Origin of the sequence: Nonomuraea sp. NPDC049784 (assembly GCF_040659615.1) — a bacterium.
GTDB lineage: Bacteria > Actinomycetota > Actinomycetes > Streptosporangiales > Streptosporangiaceae > Nonomuraea.
In genome coordinates, this window is sequence record NZ_JBFAMX010000408.1 from 1 (window position 1) to 9256 (window position 9256).

The 9256-nt window shown below is 70.9% G+C and carries 10 protein-coding genes; 5 read left to right on the plus strand and 5 right to left on the minus strand.

The window, feature by feature from the left end; genetic code table 11:
* The 4 genes from AB0J09_RS45270 to AB0J09_RS45285 all read left to right on the plus strand — a co-directional run.
* A partial coding sequence (locus tag AB0J09_RS45270) for a GMC oxidoreductase (protein WP_360705705.1) occupies positions 1-2293 on the plus strand: 2293 nt, incomplete at its 5' end.
* A 45-nt stretch (positions 2294-2338) separates the two neighbouring features.
* Positions 2339-3121: an ATP-binding cassette domain-containing protein gene (locus AB0J09_RS45275; protein WP_360705709.1), complete on the plus strand. Its 783-nt coding sequence runs from the start codon at positions 2339-2341 to the stop codon at positions 3119-3121.
* Positions 3118-4065 (plus strand): ABC transporter permease, encoded by a 948-nt coding sequence (locus AB0J09_RS45280; RefSeq protein ID WP_360705712.1) that lies wholly within the window; start codon positions 3118-3120, stop codon positions 4063-4065. The genes AB0J09_RS45275 and AB0J09_RS45280 overlap by 4 nt, the downstream gene beginning before the upstream one ends.
* A gap of 14 nt (positions 4066-4079) precedes the next feature.
* Entirely contained in the window at positions 4080-5033 is a 954-nt protein-coding gene (locus AB0J09_RS45285; protein ID WP_360705715.1) for an ABC transporter substrate-binding protein, read from the plus strand.
* A gap of 100 nt (positions 5034-5133) precedes the next feature.
* On the opposite strand, the gene AB0J09_RS45290 is transcribed toward AB0J09_RS45285, so the two are convergent.
* From AB0J09_RS45290 to AB0J09_RS45310, 5 genes are all read right to left on the minus strand, one after another.
* Complete coding sequence (locus AB0J09_RS45290) at positions 5134-5400, minus strand: hypothetical protein (protein WP_360705718.1); 267 nt, start codon at positions 5398-5400, stop codon at positions 5134-5136.
* 69 nt (positions 5401-5469) lie between these two features.
* Entirely contained in the window at positions 5470-6321 is an 852-nt protein-coding gene (locus AB0J09_RS45295; protein WP_360705721.1) for a helix-turn-helix transcriptional regulator, read from the minus strand.
* 57 nt (positions 6322-6378) lie between these two features.
* Positions 6379-6633: a hypothetical protein gene (locus AB0J09_RS45300; RefSeq protein WP_360705724.1), complete on the minus strand. Its 255-nt coding sequence runs from the start codon at positions 6631-6633 to the stop codon at positions 6379-6381.
* Between the two features lie 88 nt (positions 6634-6721).
* The gene (locus tag AB0J09_RS45305; RefSeq protein WP_360705726.1) at positions 6722-7735 is read right to left on the minus strand and encodes a phosphotransferase family protein; all 1014 of its coding nucleotides are present in this window, start codon (positions 7733-7735) and stop codon (positions 6722-6724) included.
* Between the two features lie 149 nt (positions 7736-7884).
* Complete coding sequence (locus AB0J09_RS45310; RefSeq protein WP_360705728.1) at positions 7885-8691, minus strand: GNAT family N-acetyltransferase; 807 nt, start codon at positions 8689-8691, stop codon at positions 7885-7887.
* A gap of 27 nt (positions 8692-8718) precedes the next feature.
* On the opposite strand from AB0J09_RS45310, the gene AB0J09_RS45315 reads away from it, so the two are divergent.
* The coding region (locus tag AB0J09_RS45315) for an ROK family protein (protein WP_360705729.1) at positions 8719-9256 on the plus strand (538 nt) is incomplete at its 3' end.

Below are 9256 nucleotides of genomic sequence, written 5' to 3' on the forward strand. Positions count from 1 at the left end.
GCCGTATCCCCCGGGCTCGTTCCCGCGCGCTCCCGCCGCGATGGCGCGCAACCTGTGGGACCCGAGCGAGGGCAGGTACGGCCTGTTCGACCTGTGGAGCTTTCGCGGGCTCGGCGCGGCCGTCTCCAGCGGGCTCGGGGGCGGCTCCCTCATCTACGCCAATGTGCTGCTGCGCAAGCCGGAGCGGTGGTTCGTCAGGGAGAGCCCGTTGCCCGGCGGCGGCCATGAGCACTGGCCCGTGACACGGGCCGACCTCGACCCGCACTACGACGCGGTGGAGCGCATGATCCGGCCCCAGCGCTATCCCCTCGACGTGTCGCCGTACGACACGACGGCCAAGACCCTCGCCATGCGCGAGGCGGCCGAGCGGCTGGGGCTGGAGTGGGAGCTGCCGCCGCTGGCCGTCGCCTTCGCCCCGGAGCCCGGCGCCCGTCCCGTTCCCGGCCTGCCCATCCCGGACCCGGAGTACGGCAACCTGCACGGCCTGCCGCGTACGACGTGCAGGCTGCGGGGCGAGTGCGACCTCGGCTGCAACGACGGCGCCAAGAACTCCCTCGACCACACCTACCTGTCGGCCGCCCGGCACGCCGGCGCCGACATCCGCACCCTGCACGAGGTGCGGTGGCTGGCCCCCGCCCCGGGCGGCGGCTACGCCGTGAGCTACGTGGTGCACGAACCAGGCGAGGAGCGGCGGCGGGTCCGCACCCGGCGGCTGCCCCAGCGCACGATCACCTGTGACCGGCTCGTGCTGGCCGCGGGCACGCTCGGGACGACGTACCTGCTGCTGACCTGCAGATCGGAGTTCCCCGGCCTGAGTCCCATGCTCGGCGCCCGCTTCAGCGGCAACGGCGACCTGCTCACCTTCGTCACGGGCGCCCGCGATGGCGCCGGCCGCCACCGCTCGCTGGAGGGCAGCCGCGGACCGGTGATCACCAGTGCCATCCGGGTGCCGGACGCGGCCGACTCAGGGCTCCCGCCGGCGCCCGGGGGCCGCCGGGGGTTCCTGGTCGAGGACGCGGGCTACCCTCCCTTCGCCGAGTGGCTGGCGGAGTTCGCCGGGGTACGCGGCGTGGTCAGGAGAGCCGGCATGTTCGCGCTGGGCAGGATCGCGGCCGTGCTGAGCCGCTCGCCGCAGAGCCGGATCAACGCCGAACTGGCCGCGCTGTTCGGCGACGGGCGCCTGTCCGACGGGTCGCTGGGCCTGCTCGGCATGGGCCGCGACGTTCCCGACGGCGTCATGCGCCTGCGCCGCGGCTACCTCGACGTCGACTGGACGACGAGCACGTCCATGCCCTACTTCGGCGCGATGCGCTCGGTCATGCGGGACATGGCCGGGGTACTGAAGGCCGGCTACCACGACAGCCCGCTCTGGCTGGCCCGCAAGGTGATCACGGTGCATCCGCTCGGCGGCGCCCCGATGGGACGGCACCCCGGCGAGGGCGTCGTCGACGAGTACGGCGAGGTGTTCGGCCATCCGGGCCTGTACGTCCTCGACGGCGCGTCCGTGCCCGGCCCGGTCGGCGTCAATCCCGCCCTGACCATCGCCGCGCTCTCGGACCGGGCCTGCGAGCACGTACTGGAGACCTCGTCCCGGTCGGTGCGGCACGCAGGGGCCTCCTCCGGCGCGGTAGCGGGTGGGCTCTCCTCCTCGTTGCCGGGGGCCGGGCGAGAGGCGACGGGCCTGAGCTTCACCGAGGAGATGCGCGGCCACATCATGCCCGGCTCCACCGACCCGGACGAAGGCGAACGGCTGGGGCGCGCGAACGAGCACCGGCTGGCCGTCCACCTGACCATCACCGCCGACGACGTCGAGCGGTTCGTGGCGGACGCCGGGCACGAGGGGTCCGCAGCCGGGTGGGTGAGCTGCCCCGTGCTCGGCGGCGGCCGCCTGCCGGTGCGGGCCGGGTGGTTCAACCTCTTCGTGGCGGGCGACGACCCGTCGCGGCGGCGCATGCTCTACCGCCTCCACTTCACCGGCGACGGTGGCGCCCCGCTGACGCTCACCGGGCACAAGGACGTGCACGATGACCCAGGGGCCGATGTGTGGCGCGACACCTCCACCCTGTACGTCCGGATCCTGCGCGGCCACACCGCTCCCGCGGGCGACGCGGGGGCCGAGGTGGTCGCCGCGGGCGTCATCAGGATTCTCCTGCCGGACTTCATGCACCAGCTCACGACGTTTCGCACCTGGGGACCCGACGGGGCCGCGGCGCTGGTGAGGTTCGGCCGGTTCTTCCTGGGCGAGTTGTGGGACGCCTACCGTGACCTCGCGGCGGTGTCTCGGGTGCCGTGACATCTGAGCCTTGACAACGATGTCAATCGCATTCTTGATGTTCTTATGGCCGTACCGTTGATCGCCGCCCGCGGGATCGTGAAGAGCTACGGCCACGTCGAGGCGTTGCGCGGCGCGGACTTCGCCCTGCGGCCCGGCGAGGTGGTCGCGCTGATCGGCGACAACGGCGCGGGCAAGTCCACGCTGGCGAAGATCCTCTCAGGCGTCGAACGGCCGGACACGGGGACGATCGAGATCGACGGTGAGCCGGTGGCGTTCGGGTCGGTCGAGGAGGCCAGGAGCGCCGGCATCGAGACCGTCTACCAGGACCTCGCGCTCTGCGCCGACCTCAGCCCCGCCGCCAACTTCTTCCTCGGCAGGGAACGGCTCAAGCCCGGCCTCCTCGGTCTGCTCGGCGTGCTGGACAACGCCGCCATGCGCCGCGCCACGCGCGATGCCTGCGAGCGGCTCGGCGTGCGGCTCGCGTCCGAGACCACGCCGGTCTCCGCGCTGTCCGGCGGGCAGCGGCAGGGGGTCGCGGTGGCCAGGGCGGTGACGTGGGCGCGGCGGGCGGTGTTCATGGACGAGCCCACTGCCGCGCTCGGTGTCGTGCAGACCCAGCGCGTGCTCGACCTCATCCGCGGCGTGCGCGACTCGGGCGTGTCCGTCGTGCTGATCAGCCACAACATGCAGGACGTGAAGGCGGTGTCCGACCGGGTCGAGGTGCTGCGGCTGGGGCGCAGGGTGGCCCGCTTCGACACCGCGAACGTCTCGATGGAGGAGCTGGTCGGGGCCATGACCGGTGCGCTCGGCGCACAGGAGGACGGCGGGCGGGGGAGCGGCGCATGAAGGGGGCGCGGCTGGGGCGGCTGCAGGTCGTGTGGATCGGACTGGTGCTGGTCGCGCTGCTGGTGGCGTTCTCGGTGCTGGCGCCGAGCACGTTCCCGACCTCGTTCAACCTGCTCAACCTGGTCAGCGACGCCGCCATCCTGCTGCTGCTCGCCACCGGCATGACGTACGTGATCATCACCGCGGGGATCGACCTGTCGGTGGGCGGGGTGCTGGTGTTCTCGGCCGTGGCGGCCGCCGAGGTCATGGACGCCACCGGCTCGCTGCTCCTCGGCACCCTGGCCGCGCTCGTCACGGGGCTGGCGTGGGGCGTGCTGAACGGCGTGCTGATCGCCATGGGCCGCATCCCCGCGCTGATCGTGACGCTCGGGACGCTCGGCATGTCGCTCGGCGGCGCGCTGCTGCTCACCGGCGGCGTCGATCTGCGTGCCCCGTCGGACCTGAATCTCGGTCTCGGCCTGGCGCGCTGGCTCGGCGTGCCGCTGATCGCGTGGATCTGCGCCGCCATCACGGCCGCCCTCGCCCTGATGCTCGCCTACACCCGCTTCGGGCGGCACACGTACGCGATCGGGTCCAACGCCGAGGCCGCCAGGCGCGGCGGCGTGGCCGTGCGCGGGCACCTGATCAAGGTGTACGGCCTGGCGGGGCTGCTGGCCGGACTGGCCGGGCACCTGTCGCTCGCCAAATACGGCATCACCGGCGTGTCCGCCCACGCCACCGACAACCTGCAGGCCATCGCGGCCGTGGTGATCGGTGGCACGTCGCTGTTCGGCGGCATGGGGACGGTGGCCGGGACGGTCATCGGGGTGTTCATCCCGGTCGTGCTGCAGAACGGGTTCCAGATCCTGGGCGTGCGACCGTTCTGGCAGCAGGTGGTGGTCGGCGCCGTGCTCGTGGCCGCCGTCTACGTCGACCAGTGGAGGCGCAGGGCCCGGGACCAGTAGGAGGAGGCACCACGATGCGCAAGGCTGTGGCAGCTCTTGGAGCGCTGTTGACGATCGCCGCCTGCGGCGGGCAGGGCGGGGGGAGCGGGCAGATCAGGGTGACGCTTGTGCAGGGGCTGGCGGGGGAGGAGTTCTACGAGACCATGGCCTGCGGCGCGAAGGCCAAGGCCAAGGAGCTGGGCGTGGCGCTGGACGTCCAGGGGCCGCAGAAGTTCGACCCGACGCTGCAGACGCCGATCGTGAACTCCGTCGTCGCCTCCAAACCGGACGCCATGCTCATCGCGCCCACCGACGTCAAGGCCATGATCGCGCCGCTGACCCAGGCCAAGCAGCAGGGCATCAAGATCATCCTGGTGGACACGGTCGTGGAGGACCAGAGCATCGGCCTGTCCAGGATCAGCACCGACAACCTCAAGGGCGGCGCGGCGGCGGCCAAGGCGCTGGCGGAGCAGATCGGCGACAAGGGCAAGGCGCTGGTCATCTCCACCGACCCGGGCGTCAGCACGGTCGACGCCCGCATCAAGGGGTTCGAGCAGGAGATCAAGGCGGCGCATCCCGGGATCACGTATCTGGGCGTGCAGTATTCGCACAACGACGTCGGGGAGGCATCCAAGATCGTCAACGCGGCCCTGGCGAAGGACCCCGACCTGGCGGGAGTGTTCGCCACGAACCTCAACTCGGCCACCGGCGCCGGCTCCGCCCTCCAGCAGGCGGGCAAGCTGGGGAAGGTGAAGATGGTCGGGTTCGATGCCGGTCCCGCTCAGGTCAAGCAATTGAAGGACGGTGTCGTGCAGGCGCTCATCGCGCAATTGCCCGGCGACATCGGCGCCAAGGGCGTGGAGCAGGCCGTCGCCGCCGTCAAGGGGCAGCAGGTCACGCCGTCGATCCCCACGGACGCCACCATCGTCACCGCCCAGAACGTGGACCAGCCGGAGGTGCAGAAGGTCCTCTACAAGGCGGGCTGCTGACCTCTGGCGTAGCGGCACGAGCGGATCCGTGGGCTCGAGCAGGGGCGGTGGTGCCTTTGAGGCCGTAATCCCGCGTCAGGGGCCGTAAGTCCCGTTCGGGTCAGGCGGGGAGGGCGGCGAGGAGAAAGGCGAGGCGGGCGGCGGCGGACTCGACGTCCTCCGTGGTGCCGAGCCGGTAGCCCCACGAGGTGATGAACGCGCCCTCGTCGGAGCACGTCACCGTCTCCACAAGGGTGGCCGAGAAGCGGTTGCGGACCGACACGTACGCCGGGTCGCTGGACAAGGCGAGGCTCTGGACCGACAGGTCAGCGTGACGACCCGCGTGCCAGGCGAACCGCTCGAGGCAGAGCGCGGTATCAAGCATCATGCGTCACCTCCGCAACGTCTCGCGACAGAATTGCACGATCTTGGGTGGGGAGGCAAGCAATTGCTGCGGTTAATGTGATGTTTGTTTGCGGTATTCGTGAAGAATTCTGATGATGATGTCCCGTCCGGCTTCCTCGAGCTCCGCCACCTTCGCGTAGTCGTCGAAGGCCCGGACATAGAAGGCGATGTCGTCCGGGTCGCGAAGGACCAGGTCCTTCGTCATGGTGGCCACCGACACCATGGCCTCGTTGTAGATCCAGAAGCCGTTGATCGGGCTGGAGGGCAGCTCGGAGGCGAAGGGGATCACGCCGAACTCCACGTTCGGCAGCGTACTGACGGCGAGTAATCGGTCCAGCTGCCCGCGCATCACCTCGGGCGGCGCGAGGGCGGTGCGGAGGGCCGCCTCCGTCACCACGAACCTGAACGTCCGCGTCCGGTCGTACAGGATCTCCTGGCGCTGCATCCGCACCCGCACCGCGGCGTCGATCTGGTCGGCGGCGCTGTAGAGGCGCTTGACCTTGCGGAACACGTGCCTGGCGTATTCGGACGTCTGCAGCAGGCCCACGATGATGCCCGGCTCGAACACCCTGAACAGCTTCGTGCGCGCCTCCAGGTCGCGGATGTCCTCCTGGATGGCGGCCAGGCCGCTGCGGTGGCGCTGCTTCCAGTCGTCGTGCCGCTCCAGCAGCGCGATGGCCTGCCTGATCAGCTCGTCCGTCGTGTCGGGCGAGGCGCGTACGGCCTGCGCCCACACGACCACGTCATCCTCGGTGGCGGTCTGGCGGGCGTTCTCCAGGCGGGAGACCTTGGACGGCTGCCAGCGCAGCCGCTCGGCCAGCTCCTTGCCGGACAGATGTGCGGTCTCGCGCAGCTGGCGTAATTGGCTGCCGAGGTCGACACGCGCCTGCTGAAACGACGTCACGCCGCAAGAGGCTAGCCCTGTCCGTGCCGATCATGCCAGGGCCGGCCGCAAATGTGATCAAGCGGTTGCCGACGGTATTCCTTCGCTGCTCGGGAAAGCGGTTGCCGCTCCGTCAGGCAGGATCCGGCGGGCGATTTCGGTGATGAGCTCGCGGGGGACCTCCACCGCGACCTCGCCGTCGAGCACGTCGCGGAGGTCCGCGAGCGCCTCCGCGTCGGTGACTTGCAGGCCTTGTACGACGATGGTGCCGCGGTCGGTCTCGTACAGAGTGGGGCAGGCGCCCGCCTCCGAGGTAGAGCCGAGGAACCGCATGCGCATGACGATCCTTCCCCGATAACCAAGTGCAATTGCGCGCAATTGTATGGCTCAGGGGGCGAACAAGTGATCGTTTTTCCGGAAATCAGCTGAGAATCCCGTCCATAAACCCCTGTGCCCGTTCGAACAGCTCCAGGGTTGTTGCGTGTAGTACGTCCCCTATGTCCTTGGGTGCCTTTCCCGCGAAGGCCCGCGCGTGCGTGCCTTCGAGGACGATGCCGAGCTTGAAGCAGGCCATGACCGCGTACCAGTCGATGGCCGACATGTCGCGTTCGGACAGTGCCGCGTAGTACGCGATCAGCTCCCGCGGCTCCGGCAGCCCGGGGACGTGGCCGTTGTTGCTCGGCCAGGTGGCCAGCAGCCAGCCGAGGTCGATCAGCGGGTCGCCGACCGTGCACATCTCCCAGTCCACGATCGCGGCGACGCGGGGGCCGTCACAGGCGAACATCAGGTTCGCGAAGTGGTAGTCGCCGTGCATGATCCCCGGGGTGAACGTACGCGGGAGATGGCGCGCGAGCCAGCCGGCCGTCTCGGACAGACCCGGGATGTCGGGCCCGGGATAGCCGTCGAGCTCGCCGTACGAGTCGAGCTCCTTGAGCCAGCGCGGCACCTGCCGCTCCAGGAAGCCCTCCGGCCTGCCGAACCCCGGCAGCACCCCCGGATCGACCCGCCCCAGCTCGGCCAGCGCGGCGGCGGCCTCCAGCCCCATGCGGTGCCTGATCGCCGGGTCCGAGGCGTGCGGCTCCGGCAGCCCGGTCGAGGGGTTGAACCCGTCGACCGGCTCCATCAGGTAGAACACCGGGTCCCGCTCTGTCTGCGCGGCCACCAGCCTGGGCGCGGGGACGGGCGTGTCCCGCAGCGCCGCCAGCACCCGCGCCTCGCGGCGCAGCACCTCGTTGCTCCTGCGCCGGGCGTGCATGGGAGGCCTGCGCAGGACGTACGGGCGGCCGCCGCGCTCGAAGCGGACCATGACGTTCTGCGTGCCGCCCAGGACCGGCGCCTCACCCGCGATGGGGCCGCCGGGCAGCCCTTGGGTGTCCATCCACGCGCCGAGCGCGGCGAAGTCGATGGCGCTGACGTCGATGTGGGTGGTGGTCATGACCCGCCCTTCGACAGAACCATGTTCGGGTTGCCGACCCTACGAGAGCGCCGCGCCCACGGTCAACCCGCCACCCACCGCCCACCGTCTGCCGACGGCGCCATCGCCACCCGGGCCGCACCACGTGTCTGGCGAGAGGCGGCGGGCCGTCAGCCGAGCGCCTGCATGAACGGGAGGAACTGACAGGAGCGGTCGCCCGGGAGGTCGCCGCCGCGCACCATCTTCGAGACCGGCCACGGGTCGCCGATGCCGTGCCCGGCCGCCCACCTGACCATGCCGTCCATGGCCAGATCGAAGTCCATCCGAACCTCGCCGCCCGCCTGTAGCGCCAGGTCGCCGATCAGCGCCCGCGCGGTCTCCTCGTCCCGCGCCACGACGGGGCCGATCACGGTGTTGTCGTCGTTGCGCCAGCAGTGGCCGAAGCCGCCGTCCGCGATCCGTACCTGCTCGCCGAACCCGAACATCCGCCGCAGCACCGCCGACCGGTCCGTGCCGAACAGCTCCGCGTCCAGTTCCAGGATCTCGTCGAGATCGGCTTCCGTGGCGGGGCGGGTCGTGCCGGACGGCTCGCCCGCGAAGACGCCCGTGTGCTTGGCGGCCCTGCCGACGACGCGGAACCCGAGCCGCTCGTAGAGCGGGCGGCCGTGGTCGGTGGCGTAGAGGGAGACCGTACGGGTCCCGGCCTGTTCCAGCACGTGCTCCATGAGCCTGCGGGCCAGGCCCTGCCGCGCGAACCTGGACGCCGTGAGGACCATGCTGATCACGGCGTGGTCGTCGCCGTAACGGGTCAGGATGTTCGTGGCGGCCAGGCCGTCGCCGTCGGGGGCGTCGATGCCGTACGGCTCGCCGACCTCGAAGAGGAGGCGCCACTTGTGCCGCTCGGGGAGCCAGCCGCGATCCTTGGCCAGGCGGGCGCAGTCGTCCAGGTCGTGTTGGGTGAGGCGACGGATGGTCATAGTCGGACCTTAGGGGACGATAGACGGATGGATTGCGTTGTTGCGGTTGACGTAGGCGGAACAACCATCAAAGGCGGACTTGTCGCCCGAGACGGGACAATTCTGCATTTCGAGCGTCGTGACACCCCTCGTGGCGCCGACCGGGTGATCGCCGCCGTCTCCGCCTTCGTGGCCGACCTGTCGTGGCCCCGGCCCGGGCTGCGCCCGGTGGCCGTGGGGCTGGCGGTGCCCGGGCTGGTCACGCCCACCCACGCCGTCTTCTCCGCGGCTTTCGGCTGGCGGGACGTGCCCGTCTCGTCATTCACGGACGTGGACCTGCCGGTGGCGCTCGGGCACGACGTCCGCTCGGCGGGGGAGGCGGAGCTGGCGTACGGGGCCGGAGGGGATGACGTGCTCTTCCTCCCCATCGGCACGGGCATCGCGGGCGCGGTCGTCCTGTCCGGCTCGCTGTACGGGGGCGCCGGGGGATGGGCCGGCCAGATCGGGCATATTCCGGTCCGGCCCGATGGGCTGGCGTGCGGGTGCGGGCAGCGGGGGTGTCTGGCGGCCTACGCGTCGGGCGGGG